Annotated in this window: 10 protein-coding genes; 1 reads left to right on the forward strand and 9 read right to left on the reverse strand. The window is 53.4% G+C overall.

The genetic code is table 11. The annotated features are described in order from the left end of the window. Window positions 1-3 precede the first annotated feature (3 nt). Together AC2YIT_RS19815 and AC2YIT_RS19820 are read right to left on the reverse strand one after the other, a co-directional pair. Window positions 4-1,935 carry a hypothetical protein gene (locus tag AC2YIT_RS19815; protein ID WP_487280307.1) on the reverse strand — a complete coding sequence of 644 codons (1,932 nt, stop codon included), beginning with the start codon at window positions 1,933-1,935 and terminating at the stop codon, window positions 4-6. Window positions 1,936-1,967: 32 nt separating this feature from the next. Continuing rightward, window positions 1,968-2,357, reverse strand: coding sequence for a YybH family protein (locus tag AC2YIT_RS19820; RefSeq protein ID WP_430849576.1), 390 nt, complete (start codon window positions 2,355-2,357; stop codon window positions 1,968-1,970). Between the two features lie 283 nt (window positions 2,358-2,640). Here AC2YIT_RS19820 and AC2YIT_RS19825 point away from each other — a divergent pair, with 283 nt between their 5' ends. Then, complete coding sequence (locus AC2YIT_RS19825; protein ID WP_487280308.1) at window positions 2,641-5,067, forward strand: ABC transporter permease; 2,427 nt, start codon at window positions 2,641-2,643, stop codon at window positions 5,065-5,067. A 3-nt stretch (window positions 5,068-5,070) separates the two neighbouring features. Here the strand turns inward: AC2YIT_RS19825 and AC2YIT_RS19830 are convergent, their stop codons facing one another. Genes AC2YIT_RS19830 through AC2YIT_RS19860 form a run of 7 tightly spaced genes read right to left on the reverse strand, consistent with a single transcriptional unit; the run spans window position 5,071 to window position 17,074 of the window. After that, complete coding sequence (locus tag AC2YIT_RS19830; RefSeq protein ID WP_487280309.1) at window positions 5,071-7,044, reverse strand: glycoside hydrolase family 127 protein; 1,974 nt, start codon at window positions 7,042-7,044, stop codon at window positions 5,071-5,073. A gap of 41 nt (window positions 7,045-7,085) precedes the next feature. Beyond that, on the reverse strand, window positions 7,086-9,095 hold the full coding sequence (locus AC2YIT_RS19835; RefSeq protein ID WP_487280310.1) for a beta-L-arabinofuranosidase domain-containing protein: 2,010 nt from the start codon (window positions 9,093-9,095) through the stop codon (window positions 7,086-7,088). A 59-nt stretch (window positions 9,096-9,154) separates the two neighbouring features. After that, complete coding sequence (locus AC2YIT_RS19840) at window positions 9,155-10,258, reverse strand: glycoside hydrolase family protein (RefSeq protein WP_487280311.1); 1,104 nt, start codon at window positions 10,256-10,258, stop codon at window positions 9,155-9,157. Between the two features lie 5 nt (window positions 10,259-10,263). Continuing rightward, window positions 10,264-11,877: a RagB/SusD family nutrient uptake outer membrane protein gene (locus AC2YIT_RS19845; protein WP_487280312.1), complete on the reverse strand. Its 1,614-nt coding sequence runs from the start codon at window positions 11,875-11,877 to the stop codon at window positions 10,264-10,266. Window positions 11,878-11,909: 32 nt separating this feature from the next. Further along, the gene (locus AC2YIT_RS19850) at window positions 11,910-15,287 is read right to left on the reverse strand and encodes a SusC/RagA family TonB-linked outer membrane protein (RefSeq protein ID WP_487280313.1); all 3,378 of its coding nucleotides are present in this window, start codon (window positions 15,285-15,287) and stop codon (window positions 11,910-11,912) included. Between the two features lie 20 nt (window positions 15,288-15,307). Beyond that, window positions 15,308-16,351, reverse strand: coding sequence for a FecR family protein (locus AC2YIT_RS19855; RefSeq protein WP_487280314.1), 1,044 nt, complete (start codon window positions 16,349-16,351; stop codon window positions 15,308-15,310). Window positions 16,352-16,396: 45 nt separating this feature from the next. Next, entirely contained in the window at window positions 16,397-17,074 is a 678-nt protein-coding gene (locus AC2YIT_RS19860; RefSeq protein WP_487280315.1) for an RNA polymerase sigma-70 factor, read from the reverse strand. Between the last annotated feature and the right edge of the window lie 49 nt (window positions 17,075-17,123).

Consider the following 17,123-nt stretch of genomic DNA (forward strand, 5'->3'; position numbering starts at 1 on the left):
AAATCACAGATTTTCAAACAAATCGTTGGTGGCGGAGAAGCCTGGGAACGACCCGTTTTTCGCTTTCACAGCTTCCCGGTAACGGATTTGTTTGTCGGTCAGCGCTGTGCCGGGTGCCACCGGATTGGCGGCCCCGGCCTCTCTGGCTTCGGATCTTACCACCGGTTTTGGAGCTATTTGCGGGTCGTTGAGCCAGTTGAGAATGGTATTGCGCTTCGTGGACGACAAGTCGCGCGTTACCGGCATGTGCATCGTGTCATTCATATCGCGCGAGAAAGCGAAAATCAGGATCTTCTTTTTCTCTGCGAGTGCCACAGGGTCGGCCAGGTTCACAACATATTTGCTCATAATCGGGTACAGGTTGCTGTACTGGATCATCATCTCCGAAATATCACCCCAAACCGGGTTCGCGATTTCCTCGAAATAGTCCCGCAGGTGCACCACGACCTGTTCCGTACCGAATGCCGGGTCGACGGTTGCGGTCTGGTAGGTGATGAAGTAGATCTGCCCGTCGATGTAAACCCTGGGGCTGTAAATGGCGTTGCCGGTGATCGGCATTTGTACTTTGCCATCCGGGCCGGTGGAGATCTGGCCGTTGAAAGAAAGCCCGTCTGTCGGGAAATTATTGCCGTAAACTTCGGAGATCGGGCTTTTCGGGCCTTTGGGGGTATCCGGGGTGGGAGGGTCTACCGTAACTGTGATGCCGGTGTCCGGGAGCGGTTTGCCCCATTGGTAGGCGTAAAAATCGATATTCACCGACTGACCGTCATCCAGGCGCTGGATGAAATTATCGGCCCGGGCTACGAGCCCGTCGATGGCCTCGCGTGCGATAATCGCAAACTGTTCCGGCCGGCTTGACGATGGTGTAATTAACAGCAACTGGCTGTTGCTCAGTGCTGAAATTGTCGCGTCCGGCAAATTGCTGAAAGAAACGATCCCGCCTGTCTGGTTAAGCCAATTCGGGTCGGACTGATAATCCAGTGCCCCGATTTCGATAAAATCATTTGGACTAATGTAAAAAGTGGGCGTCTGGGGGCTTGCTACGCCGGTTTGCGGCACTTTGCTGACGGCCAGGCGGAGATCTTGTTTGTAATTAATCGTGCCAATGGAATCGGCTACCGGAAAGCTCGCCCCAAAGTCGATGCTTACGCGATTGGGACCGGGTTCTACCAGGAAATTCGACGTGCTGAAAAAGGTACCGCGGGCGCTTGGCGTATAGTTGATACCGTACAACCTGCGCGCGGGCGCAAAAGTGAGCGGCTCGCCTTCGAAATAAGGGCCGATAGAACCGATGATCCTGCCCAGCGAAAAACGGCCGTCGTTATGGCTGTAATAATAGCCGAACGGGTTCATGTTAATGGCAAGAGTGTTGTTCTGCGTAGTCGCGCGCAATGTTTTCAGGAAAACTGACTGTTCCGCAAGGGGACCCCACTCGATGTTGGTAATCACCGAGGTCCAGGTTGCCCCCAACGGCTGTCCGTTGCTCTTACCGCCATCGAGCTGTCTCATTTGAAGATCGCGGAACGAGGTGGTGGTGATATCGCCTTTGAAAAGCAGGTCGCCATTGGCCGTGCAAATGCGGAGCTGGACGCACCATAATGCGGAGTACATCTGGGCATCCGGGTCGAGGTCTACCATTTTACCCGTGGGGCGCCCTTCGGCACCCGCTACGGCCTGGCCAATAATAATGTCGTCGGACTGCGAAGTCTGTGTGATGCCATCCGGCAGGAAAATCTGCTTTACCGTGCAGTTCTGAAAATCGAAAACTGCGCCTCCTTCCGGATTCCACCAGCCATTGGTCGCACCCTGGCCCGGGTCCTGGAAGTTGGGTTGGAAGGTGGCATTGTTGTAGTGGGCCGTGTCGTTGTTGACCGTGCTGACATCGGACAGGAAATCGCCCGTGAACACGAGCCTTGGCGCATGAAGATAAGACATGGTGTTTTAATTTATTGTGAGGATAAAATTCTTTAAGCGGCTGTATTCCAGATGATGAAATGTTGCAGCCATGCTCCGTTGTATTTTTTGTAGATCCAAAGCATCCTGCCGGTTTCCGAGGCTTTTTCACCGGTTTGTTTGTCGGTAGTAGTCTGTTGATAAATCGCCCATTCATAAGCAAGATCTCCGCGGACCTTGATATCCTGTGATTCGTAGGATATCTGAATGTAAAATGCATCGAACCACGCACGGAGGAATTCAACGCCGCCGGCTTTTGTATGGATAACCGGAGAACCGGGAGCAATGACGGTGATCTCATCAGCGAGGATGGCGGTCATCATTTCGAGGTTGCCGGTGTTTTCCGCTTCCTGGACGATCAGCCGCAGTTTTTCAATTTGTTGTCTGTCGTTGTCTATGTTCATGGAGATAAAGATTGTTTGGAAAAGGAAGTGGTTGGTGTATTATTATTTACTTACTAATTCTATTTGTTTGTAGAATTAGTTATTAAACGGTTCCAAGGGCGTGGTTCGGTAGTGCGTGCGGCTTTCAGATATTCTGTCCGTTTTGGTACGCCTGCCGTTCAAAAGCGGACATTTTTGTAAAGTCTTTTGATAAAAAGTAGGGCCTCAGCTTCATGGGAAGGTTTTACCAAGACAGGCACGCCATTAGTGGTGCGGGAATGAATCTAAAACTTCCGGCCCGGTCATGATCAAAAATCACATTACCATCGCTTTCAGGAGCTTTTTCAACAGCAAAGGCTATTCTTTCATCAATGTAACCGGGCTCGCCGTGGGAATGGCTTGCGCATTAATGGTCTTTCTGGTAGTACGGCACGAGACGAGCTACGACTTGTCGCAATCGAACCTGCACCGGATTTACCGGGTTGAAACCGAAAATATCAAGGAAAACCATACTTACCCTGGTACCTATACGGGCATGGCTAATGCGCTCCGCACAGACCTGCCCGAAGCCGAAGCCATCGCCCCGATTATGCAGAGAGACGGCAAGACGATGGCAGCTGGCGGCGCGACCGCCTACGGCCGTCGGAGCGCCGGGGAAAGGAGGTTCCGCGAATCGGTCGTATTTACGGATAATGCCCTCTTTCGAACGCTCGACTATACCTGGGTCGCAGGCAATCCCGCCCGCGCATTGTCGCAACCGAACGCGATCGTGCTCACGCGCGCTTACGCGGAAAAGTATTTCGGGACTGTCGATGTGCTCGGAAACACGATCCGAATGGATAATAAGCAGGACCTGACCGTCACCGGCGTCGTAGAGGACTACCCGGTTACCACGAGTTTCCCGTTCAACATGCTGGTGTCGTTCACAACGGTAAAGCAGATAGACCCCGGTTTCGAGGAGAATAAATGGAATGGTTGGAATGACAACTTTCAGGTATTTGTAGTGTTAAAAAAAGGCGTTGCCCCGGAGCAGCTCACCGGACGCTTCAAATCGGTAGTAGTGAAATACATGGGTAGGGAGGCGCTTCCCGACAAGCGTTTCAAGCTCAATCATCTGTCTGAGATCCATTACACGGGTAACCTCGGCGGCAGGAGCGCGAATGTGGGCTTGCTGAAAACACTCTCGGTTATAGGCGCGCTCGTTCTGTTGATTGCCTGCTTCAATTTCATTAACCTCAGCACAGCGCGTGCATTCAAGCGCGCGAAGGAGGTGGGCATACGCAAGGCGGTGGGCAGTAGCCGCAAATCGCTGATTTACCAATTCCTCACCGAAGCAGGTTTTGTTACACTTTTTGGTGGCGTATTGGCATTGATAATCAGCGTGTTGCTATTGCCGGTCCTGGTGGCGGCGCTTGCCATCCCATTGACACTGGACGATCTTTTTACAGGCTCCACAGCGCTGTTTGCGGGTTTTCTGTTGCTGTTAACTACTTTATTATCAGGGATTTATCCTGCTTTACGGTTGTCGGGCATGGCGCCGATCTGGGCGCTGAAAAGCCATGCGATAGTACCTGCCGGCCAGTGGTTTTCAATGCGGGAAGGGCTGGTAGTGGTGCAATTCGCTGTTTCGCTCGTGCTGATTTGCTGCGCGATGCTGATCGACCGGCAGCTGGATTTCTTTCGCAACGCGGACCTCGGTTTCAACAAATCGGCCATCATTACCGTAGGTTTGCCCGACAACAGGCCCGAAAAACTGCACACTTTTCGCGAACAGCTGATCCGTTCCGCGCAAATCAGGGACGTGAGCTTTTCATTCAACAGCGCCTCCGCCGAAAGCAACTGGATACAGGCGATGGAATACCGGCAGGGGCCGAAGGTGGTTCAGGTGAAAACCCAGATGAAAATGGGCGATTCACATTATTTTGATACTTACGGCATTCAAATGCTGGCCGGTGAGCCGCTGAAAGACAGCGATACCACCAGGAATTTCAGGGTTATTGTCAATGAAATATTTCTCGGCCGGATCGGCATCACCAATCCCCGGGCGGCAGTCGGGCAGAGGGTCTATTACGGCGATGGCAACGAGTTTGCCACAATCGCGGGTGTCGTCCGCAACTTCCATGTTAACTCGCTGCATCAGAAGATCGATCCGACCGTTTTTCAAGTCGTTCCTAATAATTTTTACCAGGCCGGCATCAAGTTACAAAGCGAAAATCCTACATCAACGTCTATTCAAACCGCATTGGCAGACATTGAAAAAGCCTGGACCAAGGCATTCCCCGACCAGGTCTTTGAATACAGTTTCCTGGACGAAACCCTTGCACAAGCCTATCAATCCGAAACCCGCACAGCCCGGCTTATAGAGGTCGCGACCATTTTGGCGGTATTGATAGCGAGTATGGGGCTGTTCGGTCTCGCAACCTTCACCGCCGAGCAGCGGATCAAGGAGATCGGCGTAAGAAAGGTGCTGGGAGCGTCCGTGAGCAGCATTGTGGCTTTACTTTCCCGGGACTTCCTGAAACCGGTTTTGCTGGCGATCATCATCGCTTCACCTGTTGCCTGGTACCTGATGGACCAATGGTTGCAGAATTTCGAGTTTAAAATCTCCGTATCCTGGTGGCTTTTCGTGGCGGCGGGCTCGCTCATGACCGCCATCGCGTTGGTTACCGTGAGTTTTCAGAGCCTGCGGGCGGCGATGCTCGATCCGGTGAGGAGTTTGCGGAGTGAATAGGGCTTACTCCGCAATCCTGATATTTTTCATCTTCACCGGCAGCCACACCTGCATTGGGCCGCGGCCACGGTTGGCCCAGGTATAATATGGAATCGCGGTGACGGTTTGCGGTTCCGACTTTACGCTCAGGCCATCGGGCGTGGGTTTTATAACTTGCAGGTTGGCCCGGATAGAGACGACGGGCTCGTTCAGGATCAGGCCTTTCTGGATGTTGAATGAAGGGTTTTCGGGAACGAGCAAGCTCCATACTTCACCTGCATTGTCGGCGCCTTCCACGCAGTACACCAGTGGGCCGCGTTGCAGGGCGATCCGGTCGGCATCGGCTTTCACTTCATTGCGCGCCTTGATTTGGCGTACTTCCATGGGCAGTCTCACTTCGATTTCGTCACCGTTTTGCCAGGTGCGGTCGATCACCGCATAACCCTTGTCCGTTTGATAATTGACAGGCTTGCCATTCAGCAGTATTTCGATTTTGCTGTTACCGGCGCCTGCAAAATTGTATAACCCGCCGGGAACGGTGGTTTCGGCTGCCCAACCGGGAATGCGGATATTCAGCGCATATTTTACTTTTTGTGCAGGCGTAACTTTGATTTTTACATTCCCGTCCCAGGGATAATTGGTGTCCATTTTGAGCGGGACAGCAGTTTTACCCATCTGGAAACTGGTATTGCTGCCTATAAAAAGGTTTACCCAAATCTTCCCATCTGATTTACCATAAATATAATCCCCGACGGACGCCACAAGCCGGGCAATGTTGGAAGGGCAGCAAGCCGTTCCAAACCAGGCGCTGCGCGCGTTGTTACCCATCGAAGAAAGCGGGTTTCCGTAAAAGAAAGTATCACCGCTCAGGCTCAGGCCGTCCAGCGCGCCATTGTACAGGCTGCGTTCGAGGACGTCGATGTATTTGGCTTCGCCGGTGAGCGCGTTCATGCGCTGGTTCCAGAACACCATGCCCACCGAGGCGCAGGTTTCGCTGTATGCGGAACCGTTCGGAAGATCGTAGTCGTCGGTGAATCCTTCGTTATGGCCGGAGGAGCCGATACCGCCCGTCAGGTACATATTGCGGTAAACGACGTCTTCCCACACGGCTGTCATGGCGTTCATATAGCCGGGGTCCTGCGTAACGGACGCTACGTCGGCTGCGCCTGTGTACTGGTACATCGCGCGTACGGCGTGGCCGGTGATTTCCTTCTGCTGCTTTACCGGCACATCGTCCTGGCAGTATTTGGGATCTTTCCATTCGTCCCAGATCTTGCCTTTGCCATATCCGTGGCCGCGCTGGTCAAGGAACCAGTCGGCGAGTTTCAGGTAGCGGTCTTCCTGGGTGAGGTGGTACATTTTCATCAGCGCCAGCTCGATTTCCTGGTGGCCGGATACCCACGGCCGGTTGGCCACGCGGAAGGTAGAATCAATATGGTCGGCGAAGCGGATAGCGACATCGAGCAGTTTGCGTTTGCCGGTGGTGTTGTAGTAAGCCACCGCTGCCTCCATCAAATGCCCGGCACAATAATCCTCGTGCTTTTCCATGTCGGTCCAGCGCTGTTTGAGGTCGGTTAATGTGTAATAGGTATTCAAATAGCCGTCCGGAAGTTGGGCGGCCGCGATTTTGTCGATCCATTCGTCCGCTTTGCGTTCCAATGCGGCGTCGGGGCGATTTTTGAGTGAATAGGCCATGGCTTCGATGGCTTTATACACATCGCTGTCGTCATAATAAATGCCTTCGTGCTTTTCCCCCTGCCGGCGTGCCGCCTTCTCGAAATTCCGGATGCGGCCCGATTTTTCCTCGGTTTGAATGATACAGGCATTCAATGTGGCCGTGGCTACCTTTTCCTGTTTGGGTTTCCAGAAATGGTCGGTAATGTTGACTTCGGAGAACCGCACGGGTTGAATGCGCTGCTGGGCTTGTACCTGGAATGGCGTCGCGTGCAGGCACGATGCGAGCGCGGCGGTAGCGTATATTTTGGAGATTAAATGCATTTCAAGGTTTGGTTTAATTCAAAATCCTGCTTTTCAGGACTCTACTTTTTCCGGTGCACCAAAGGAAACTGTGAGATCCGCAGATTGGTACAGCCGTAAGGGATGAGCACAATGTCCTCCTCTCTGTCTTCGGTTTCCAGTTGGTACGTCAAACTGTACGGAACCGGGCCGGCCATTTCATTATACAATCCCCAGGAAGGAATACGGCGTGCCCTGGTTTTGATCTGCAAAGGCGCATTCTCCGGGTTCCAGGGATAATTAGAAACCGGTTTCACCACCTCCCATTTGTATTGTTCTTCCAGTTTGTTGTCGGGCGTGAGGATCAATCCGTAGTTCCAGGGCGTGGTCGGCCGCAGTTCCGTATAGCTCGCACCGTAATCGATCGGGTCTTTGTCGTTTTTCACCAGTTTGGAAGTTTCGCCTATTTTCAATGCATAAGTAAGTGGCCCACGTTCCACGGAAATCGAGTTTTCAACCCAGGTATTTTTAAAGATATGCATGGGTAATGTCAGTTCCACCACGTCGCCCTTTTCCCATTCACGCGTGAGTTTCACGATCTGGTTGCCGTCTGGTTCGAGCCAGAGCTTGCCATTCACCTTGACTGCCCCCTTTTTGCACCACGCAGGAATGCGCATATGGAAGGGAAACACCGCTTTCGACGAAGGATTCACGGTGAATTTAATGGTTTCTTCGAAAGGGTAGGAGGTCTCCTCTTTCACGGCCACACTGATGCCGCCAGGCAGCTTGATGTTCGCCTCGCTGGCAGAATAAGTAAGTGCCGCGATACCTTTGTCAGCGGTGGCGTACCAGAGATTCTGGACAAACTTCGGCCATCCCTGATGCATATTGGAAGTACAACAAGGGTAGCCGGTGAGCAGGCCCATGCACACGTCGGTGCCGCCGTGGTTCACATCGAAATTACGCTGGTGGCGGGTCATCATTACCTGATTGGCTTGCTGGAAATACTGGCGCGTCATAAAATCGTCGGAAGCCTGCGTCGGCAAAGCATTGAACGCCACTTTTTCGAGCATATCGGCATAGCCTACATCGCCGGTGATTTCGAGAATGCTTTCGAGCGAGAACATCATTTCCACGGCCGAGCAAAGCTCTGAGCCTTGAGTAGGGTCGTTCCCGTGCAATGCTTCGTCGCCGCCGTACAGGCCGTGCGCCAGGCCGTTGAACTTGCGGAGATCGGCGAAGCCCTTTTTGGTGGCGTCGAGGTATTTCTGTTCAGGATGGTGCTGAAAATAGATTAGCGGCGCTTTGATACCTTGGGCGAGGTTGACACAGTGTATGCTGCCGCGCGTCGAAAGCATATCCGTGTTCAGAAATGCGTTGGTGTCGAAGGTCTGTGAATGGATAAGGTTACCGAGGTCGAGCAGGAACTTGTCGCCGGTAATATTATAAAGCCAATACACGACAGCCAGGTTATCCGCGCCGCGGTACCTCGCCCAGAATGTCCAGTTATCGAGCGGTTTTGAAGGGAGTTCTTTGAGCTGGTATTTGAAATAGTTGGTCATCAAAGTAATGACCCGCTGGTCGCCGGTAGCGGAATAGTATTGTTTTAAAATTTTCAATACCACCATCTTGGGCCACCAGTCGCGGCTGTTATCACGCTGTACGCCCGGCTCGTGACCGTAGTCTTTGGACGGACCGAAATAGCCGTCGGACTGCTGGCTGGCAATGGCCCATTCCACCCAGGGTTTGGTTTTGGCGATGAGCTCTTGGTCATCGAGGATGTAGGCGAGAGGGAGCAGTCCGTCGATCCAGTAGGGGCCGCGTTCCCACTGGTCGCCATCGCCGCCCAGCCAGCCGTTGCGTTTACCCATGACGAGCGGGTACAGTTCGTCGAGCTTACCGGTGGAGCCGTTCTTCTGGCGAACGAGCATTTCTTTGAGCCAGCCCTGCGGTTTAATGGCGCCTAGCGGCAGCTCGCTGTATGGGTTGGGCCTCAGCGGGGCTTTGGCCTGGGTGTAGGTGGCTTCTTTGGTGGGTTGGGCTGTGGTTTGCAGGGTTGCCAGCAGCACCGCGAACAATAGGAGTTTTTTCATTTTCGGTTTTAGTTGGAATACCACGAAGGCACGAATTGTACACGAATAGTCAGGTGTGGTCAGGGATTGGTTTTGGCTCTTAAATCTTTGGAAGTGGCTAGTGCGATGACGCGGCCGTTTTCGCCTACTGCGTTGTAAAAATGGTATACCACGCCGTTCCATTTGACGACCCAGGGCTTGTGGGCGTAGGTTTTGTCGTAGGGTTCTGTCGGGGAAATGAGGTCGGGGCCGGCCCAATCTGTCCAGTTTTGAAGGTCGTAGGAGCAGGCAAACCGTTCGAATGCACCCGGTTTCCAGAACGCCCCGAAATAGAACATCACATATACATCGCCGATTTTCGCGATCTGAGCGTCGCCGCAAATGCCGGTATGGCGTGTGATCAATGGCTTGTCGCCGAGGCGTTCCCAATTCGTCATGTCGTCGGAGACGGCCATGGCGATGCTTTCGAAGCCGTTACCCTTGTCGTCGCCTTTTTCGCCTTTGGCATTGTAGTACATCACAAACGGATGGCCTGTTTTGCGGGCCTTGTCGCGGATGACGAGGCTTTTGTAAATCGTTTTGTCGTCGTACCAGCGGGCGTCCTTGTCAATGGCCGAGAGTACGGGTTTTGGCAGGCGGCTTACCTCGTTCGGTTTGGTCAAGTCGGGGGAGGTAGCGATGCCGATGCCTAGCCGGCCGGCCTCGTAACCTTTTTCAGAGCCGCCGAGGTAGGAGAGCCAATAGTTGTTTGCGAACTTTTCGGCTTCGTAGCTGCCGCCCCATTCAGTATCAATCAGGGCCACATAGCCCGCTTTTTGCGTAGCGTCCCACGTGTTTTCGGTGAAAGACATAATCCTGCCCAGCGAAGTCCATTGCAGTAAGTTATCACTTTTGGAGAGCCAGGTTTCATAACCTTTGCCATCGAATATAATGTAAGTCATGTACCAGATGCCGCCCTTCCGGAACACGGTCGGGCTGTCGACCATCTTGTCTTTGTCGGGCTGGGGGATCACCACACCGTATTTGTAAGGGGTTTTTACTTCCTCAAAAATGTACTGCATTACTTGTTGCGGGACTTTGGTTTCGTCGCCAGACCGGCCATCGCCCGATTGGGCAACCGCTCCGCCGACCCAAACAAAGCCCGCCGTCAAAAACAATGCACAGCCGATCAGCACTTTCTTCATATCTGCTAGTTGTAATCCGGGTTCTGTTTCAATTTCGGGTTGGAGTTAATGGCGATCTGCGGGATGGGGAATACGGCCCTGAAAGCGCCGTTGGGTTTGTGCGACAGCCAGCTTTTGGTGGTATAAACCCCGAACCGGATCATATCGCGCCGGCGAAAGCCCTCCCAGGCAAACTCCCAGCCAAGCTCGTCGAGCATCCTGCCGTACTGTACCGCCTTGGCATCGCCGGGATCAACTACTTTGTAATTTTCAACATACCCATATTGGTAGGCACTGCCTTTTTGAAGGTCTGTGCCGGTCACCGTCGCTTTAGCGGGTTTGGCGGCGAACGCCCGTGCCCGTACCTGCGACACCAGCGTGGCCGCGTCGTTGGCCTTGCCCGTACGCAAGAGGCATTCGGCTTTCATCATGAGCACCTGCGCATACCGAAACACCGGGAAATCGTTGCCCAGGCTTCCCTGCGCCTGCATTTTTACTTCAAATTTATTCATCCGGTAACCTTCCGCCTCGCCGGTGTACAGTCCGTCCGGCAGCTCGTTGGTGAGCACGACATTCTTGCCGGCCTGATCGTACGAGCCTTTCAGCGGGGTAATTCCATCCGCGGCAAACTGCGGACCGATCATCCAGGTCGATTTCAGGCGTTGGTCGTCGGCATCGTACGTATTGATAAACTGGGGCACACCCTTCGCCGAGCCTGCACCCCAGGGCGTGGCCAGCATATTGACTTTGTTTTTCAGCGAAGCGTGCCACGAAAACATATGGGCGCTGAATCCGCCGGCCAGGTTTTCTTCAAACGGGATTGCAAACACGATCTCGGGCGAATTTTGGTTTTCGGTAACAAAAGGCGCTGCGAGACCCGTTTCTAACTGGTATTTACCAGAAGCGATCACGTCGTTGCACTGCAAGAGGCACTCCTCCCACTTGGTCTCTCCTGCATAAATGCCGGCGTTGAGGTACACGTTCGCGAGCAGCGTTTTGGCCGCCCATTTATTGAACCGCGCATACAGCAGCGTGTTACGGTCTTCGCTGAGTGTAGGGATTGATTCGGTTAATTCCTTGACAATGAATTGGTAAATGTCCTTTCTGGCTGTTTTTTCAAGCAACGCGTCGGAACGGTCGGTAATGAGCGGGGCATCGCCGAAGTTGTCGCAAATGAGCCAGTAGAAGAATGCCCGTACCGCCCGCATTTCGGAGATCAGCGCCTCTTTGGTAACGCCTGTTGGAATGGCGATTTTGTCGTTCGATAGCTGGTCGATGAGCCGGTTCGCATTGATCACCCCTGAGTAGAAGGTATTCCACATGTTGCTGATCTGCGGGTTTTCCGAATTCCACGTGTGCAGGTGCATACGCTTGTAAATCCCGCCATCGTCCCAGCCCGACGCGTTAGCAGGCATTACAATGCCATCGGCTGTCGACTCCTGCGCCATGTACCAGTGCGTGTGCGAGATCAGGCTGCGCATATTGGCGTACCCGATGCTCATAGCCTGGTAGGCGCTGGAATAGTTATAAGTATCTTCCGTTACTTCGGAGTAGATTTTTTCGGTCAGGTCGTTGTTGCAGCCGCTTGCAGCGATCATGAGCAAAAACGCAGTTCCTATATATTGTTTCAATGGTTTCATTGTCAATAGTCTTTTGAGGAATTTGAATAAAACTAGAATGTCAGCATGACCCCCGCGGTGAAGCTGGTTGTGGCGGGGTAGCGGTTCTTATCGTCGATGCCCGGTGCCATCCCGCTGATACCCACTTCCGGGTCGATCCCCTTGTAGCCGGTGATCGTGTAGAGGTTGGCGACTGCCAGGTAAATGCGGGCGTGGCGGAGGTATTTGTTCTTCAACCGGAGATTGTAGCCCGCAGTAATGTTATCGATCTTCCAGTAGTTGCCGTTTTCGATATAGTAGCTCACGTAGTTCAGCGACTGGTCGTCGGCTAGCGGACGTTTGCCGTAAATAGGGTCGTAGGCGTTGGCGCGGAGATTCCCGCGGGTAAGCATCACGGGTGCGCTCCAGAACATCTCGGTCATATTCAGAATCTGAAAGCCGAATGCACCGCGCATAGTGATGTTCAGGTCAAAGTTTTTGTACGTCAATGTGTTATTCCAATTCAAATAGCGCTTGGGTAAGCCATTTCCGATGATCTGCTTGTCGTCGGCCTGCTGCTGGGCGATGGGTTTGGGCTCACGGTTTTTGCCTTCGATGATCCAGTGGCCGGTTTCGTCGATGTCGATGGTTTTGAAACCCCAGAAATTACCAAGCGGCTGCCCTACCTGCACGCGGTGTGTGGCTTGCTGAATGGGCTCGCCGGTGTTGCCGGTATCGAAGTAGCCGCTGGCTAATGCAAACTTGTCGTCCGATAAGGAGAGGATCTTGTTGGCATTGGTAGAGAAATTGACGGACGTGACCCAGCGGAATGCCGTGGTTTGGAACGGGATCGCATTCACCTGGATTTCTACCCCCTTGTTTTCCATGGAAGCCGCATTGGCCGTGATGGTGCTGTACAAATAGGGCGGCGTAGGCACGGGGAAGTTGGCGATCAGGTCGCGGGTGGTGCGACGGTAGAGGTCGATCGAGCCTGACAGGCGCTCGTTCAGGAAACCGTAGTCGATACCGATGTTCACTTCTTCCTTGCGTTCCCAGCGAAGATCCGGGTTGGCATTGTTCGACGGGTTGATCGTCTGCACCCACTGGCCGTTGATCAGTACATTGGTATTGAAATTGATTTTATTCAAAGAAATATAAGAACTGCCCGGCTCGGTACCGGTCACACCATAACCTGCCCGGAGTTTCAGGTTCGAAACCGTATTGGCTTTTTCCAGAAATGCCTCTTTTTTTAGATTCCAGCCTAGCGAGAATGCCGGAAAACTGCCCCATTTGTGATTAGCCCCGAAGCGGGAGGAACCTTCATGACGGATACTCGCCGAGAGCAGGTATTTGTTCATGAAACTGTAATTGACCCTGAAAAAGTAGCTGATGAGCTTGTTCTCCGACTGCTCCGACAGTTCCGGAGCCTGCCCGCGACGTAATGCAAGCCCGGCGTTGATGTTGTTGTAGGAAAAATTGTCGGTCGGGAAATCCCAGTTCTGCATCCAGTAGTTCTCCGTATTGTAGCGCCGCCAGGTATGCCCCGCGAGGACGACGAAGTTGTGATCCCGGATGGACTTGTTATAGTTCGCCGTGAACTCGAACAGATCGTCCTGCGTGCGGGTGGTACCGCGTGAGGCAAAGCCGTTCCGGCCGTTGCGGCTGGTGGAATAATGGTTTTTGGTTTCATAATATCCCCGCGTGCTGTTGAACATATCCCGCGCAAGCAAAGCTTTGATTTCCAGTCCTTCCACCGGCGCGAGCGAAATGGTCCCGTATGTGCGCAGGTTGTTGTTGCGGTTCAGCCCATTCGTTTCCTCGATCAGCGCAACGGGGTTCATGTAATCTGTTTTGTCGGTGCGCTCGGTCCATTTGCCGTTTGCGTCCTTCAAAGGCTCGGTCGGGTTGAATGTGAGTGCATTGCGGTAAACGAGGCCGGAATACGGGCCGCCGTCGACGGAGAAGTATTTCTGCTGGTAACCGCTCAGGTTCGCATTGATTTTCAGCAGACCGTCGAACATCGAGTGGTTGACCTCGATGCGCGGAAACACCGTCGAATTGTCCGATTTCCTCATAATGCCGTTCAGCCGGCGGTATTCCATGCTCACGATATAGTTGGTGGTGCGCGAGCCGCCGCGGAGGCTGACATTATGTACCTGAGATAATGGCTTTTGGGTTACCTGGCTCAGCCAGTCGGTGCTATGGCCGTAGTCGATGGCGCCGGGTTTACCCTGGGCGGCCAGGGCGCGGTACTGATTTACATCCATGAAATCGAGCTTGCGAGTAAGTCTTTGTGTGGTGAAATAGGAGTTCACTTCCAAAGTCGGAGGGGTTTCGCCTTTCACCTTCCGGGTGGTGATCAGGATTACCCCGTTGGTGCCGCGGGTACCGTAGATAGCGGCGGCCGAGCCATCTTTCAGCACGTCGATGGATTCGATGTCTTCCGGCGCGACGGTGTTGAGCCCTCCCGGCACGCCGTCGATGAGCACGAGCGGGTCTGAACTCGCATTGATGGTGGCATTGCCCCGCAATGTGATCTGCGCAACGGCGGTAGGGTCACCACTGGGCGTAATGACGCTCAGCCCGGCTACCTTTCCGCGAATGAGCTGGGCTGCGTCCTGCACCGGGCCTTTTACGAAGTCCTCTGATTTGACACTCGCAACGGCGCTGGTGATTTGCTCGCGTTTCTGCGTTCCGTAACCTACTACCACCACTTCTGCGAGGCTTTTCAGGTCAGGGACCAGCGTAATGTCAATAGCGGAGCGACTGCCGACGATCACCTCCTGGTTCTGATAGCCGACATACGAGAATACCAGCGTTATTTCAGCCTTGGGATCGTCGCTGACGGCAATGTTGTATTTACCATTGGCATCGGTGGTGCTTCCTCGCGTAGTGCCTTTGATGAGCACGCTCACACCCGGGAGCGCTTCGCCGCCGTCTCCTTTCACGACGCCGGAAATGGTTCTGTCCGCCGCTTTCCGGGCCATTTCCAAAAGGGAGTGATTGCTTTGGAGCGACATTGTGAATGTCTGCTGTGTGGCAGACGGGGTTTCCTCCGGGGCAATCAGCTCGATTTGTTGCGCGCCGGGTTTGCCTTCTTCGGCGGTCGTGAGGATGAGGTAAGTTTGTTTGCTGACCTTTTTATAGCGCAGCCCGGCCGGCAGAATATTGCTGAGCTTGTTCTCGATCGTTTGTCCGGCCTGCACCTGGGCTGGTGATACGAATAGGCCCTCCAACAGCTTTTCTTCAAACAGGATATCGACTTTGTATTGCTTTTTAACTTGCATCAGGGCGTCCCGCAGCGCTATCCGGCTGCCCGGGATGATCGTGGGCGCTGTACTGCTTTTGGGCGGACGATTCTGGGCCATGAGCTGGGCTTTAATTGGGGCGCCATTCAACAGACATCCCGCCATTAAGGTTACCAGAACTTTAACGTGTAATAGTTTCGTCATGATTATGGATGATTAAGAAATTACAAATGGCTTGTGTCAAGTACGAAAGTCTCGCCGTGGTCGGCTCCGGCGGGCGAGTGGGTTACCCGTGCATTCAGGACATCGGAAAGGACTTTCAGGACATTGGTGGGGTCGCTTGCATTGAACGTACCGCCGATGGTTCGTCGGGCGAGTGTGGAATCGGCTACCACGACGTTCACGCCGAAGTGCTCGCTGATCTGGTACGCGATCTCCGAAACAGGGGTGTTTTCGAACATGAACAGGCGCTGTTTCCAGGCCTGATGCGCTGAGAGGCTCCCGCTGTGTTTGAGGGTAAGTGCACCTTGCAACGACATCGTGGCTACGTCCCCGGGTTTCATTAGCATCGGTTTGGGATTTGCCTCTTTCAGTGAACGCAATTGCACGCTGCCCTGGCTAAGTACCACTTTGGAGCCGCGTTCGCGGCTATATACGATGAATTCCGTTCCTAGTACCTTGACTTCCAGCTTGTCCGGTGTCCGGACGATGAACTTGCTGTGATCGACGGTATGCTTCACCGCAAATTCCGCCTCGCCTTTCAGGTTCACCTCGCGCGTGCCGCCGCCGAACCCGAAGCGGGGGACGCTAAGCACGGAATTAGCATTCAGCGTGACACGGCTGCTGTCGGGCAGGACCACCGTCCTAATCTCTCCGTAACCGGTTTCATATTGTTTGTAAAACCAGAAATCGGACAGCAGATAAGCGCCCATGATGAGCGCAGCGGAAGCAGCGGCAACCCATTTGAATACTAAGAGCCGACCTCTCAATACGTCCCGGTAGGTTCTCACCGACGTGTCGGCAGCGGCACTATCCGGCTGCGGAACACCCATATTGTTTTGAACGGTATACAATGAACGTTGATAGGCCTGCTCTACATCCGGTGTGAATTGCGGATTTTCGGTTTCCCATTCGTCGAGCCACTGAAAATACAGCTCGCGGTTGGCGGGGTTTTCCAGCCATTCCCCGATCAGAATGTTCTGCATACGGGTAGTTTTCCCTTCGAAGAAGTTCTGGATGACCTGTTTGGAGAGAAGTGTTTTTTTCATGCTTCGTTAAATTCTGTATGACATATATCCGAGGGCGTTAGACCGTCAGACGAACAGGAGTAAAATCTGGATCAGTGAGAGCAGCCCGTGATCCTGCAATGCTTTCCGCAGGATCGACAGCCCCTTGGTAATGTGTCCTTCGACGGTTTTGACTGAAATGCCGAGCTCTTCGGCGATGGTCGTATTGCGTTTCCCTTCAAAGCGGCTCATCAGGAACACCTTCTGGTTCTGAGGCGATAACGACCGGATTACCTGCTCGATTTTCAGTACCAGCTCCTGGTATTGCAGTTCTTGCTGGGGCGAACTGGCCGGTGTAGCGAGCGGGAGATCGGCCAGTCCATCGGTGACCGTTTCTTTCCCGAAATTCTTTCGCATATGATGAAATGCCGCATGCCGGACCGTCGTGAACAGGTAGGAACGGTAGGAGGTAGTCACTGCCGTATGCAGCTGCTTCAACCAAAACTGGCTGAATACCTCCACCACAAGATCCTCAGCGACGTCGCGGGCATAGACAAACCGCACCGCATGGCTGCAAAGCTGCTTATAGTAGCGCTTGAAAAGCAACTCGTACCCGCGAGCGGGATCGGTGATGAATGCCTGTTTGATAAACAATTCCGAATCGACAAAGTCCGCCGGGGGCTTCCGGATACCTGGAAAATCGAATCCCGGCCCCGTCGGCTCGCTTGCACCAGTCTTATTTTCTGCGGAATACTTCTGGTTCATACAAATCATGTAAGTAGGTTATTCATAAGAGTACTCTGCGCCGACGCTA

The sequence above is a fragment of the Dyadobacter sp. SRI_021 genome (assembly GCF_057586235.1).

Bases quoted from the DNA above. Each gene is read 5' to 3' on its own strand.
- AC2YIT_RS19860 (WP_487280315.1), bottom strand. From the start codon at position 17,074: ATGAACCAGAAGTATTCCGCAGAAAATAAGACTGGTGCAAGCGAGCCG.
- AC2YIT_RS19835 (WP_487280310.1), bottom strand. From the start codon at position 9,095: ATGAAAAAACTCCTATTGTTCGCGGTGCTGCTGGCAACCCTGCAAACC.
- AC2YIT_RS19815 (WP_487280307.1), bottom strand. From the start codon at position 1,935: ATGTCTTATCTTCATGCGCCAAGGCTCGTGTTCACGGGCGATTTCCTG.
- AC2YIT_RS19845 (WP_487280312.1), bottom strand. From the start codon at position 11,877: ATGAAACCATTGAAACAATATATAGGAACTGCGTTTTTGCTCATGATC.
- AC2YIT_RS19825 (WP_487280308.1), top strand. From the start codon at position 2,641: ATGATCAAAAATCACATTACCATCGCTTTCAGGAGCTTTTTCAACAGC.
- AC2YIT_RS19840 (WP_487280311.1), bottom strand. From the start codon at position 10,258: ATGAAGAAAGTGCTGATCGGCTGTGCATTGTTTTTGACGGCGGGCTTT.
- AC2YIT_RS19820 (WP_430849576.1), bottom strand. From the start codon at position 2,357: ATGAACATAGACAACGACAGACAACAAATTGAAAAACTGCGGCTGATC.
- AC2YIT_RS19830 (WP_487280309.1), bottom strand. From the start codon at position 7,044: ATGCATTTAATCTCCAAAATATACGCTACCGCCGCGCTCGCATCGTGC.
- AC2YIT_RS19850 (WP_487280313.1), bottom strand. From the start codon at position 15,287: ATGACGAAACTATTACACGTTAAAGTTCTGGTAACCTTAATGGCGGGA.
- AC2YIT_RS19855 (WP_487280314.1), bottom strand. From the start codon at position 16,351: ATGAAAAAAACACTTCTCTCCAAACAGGTCATCCAGAACTTCTTCGAA.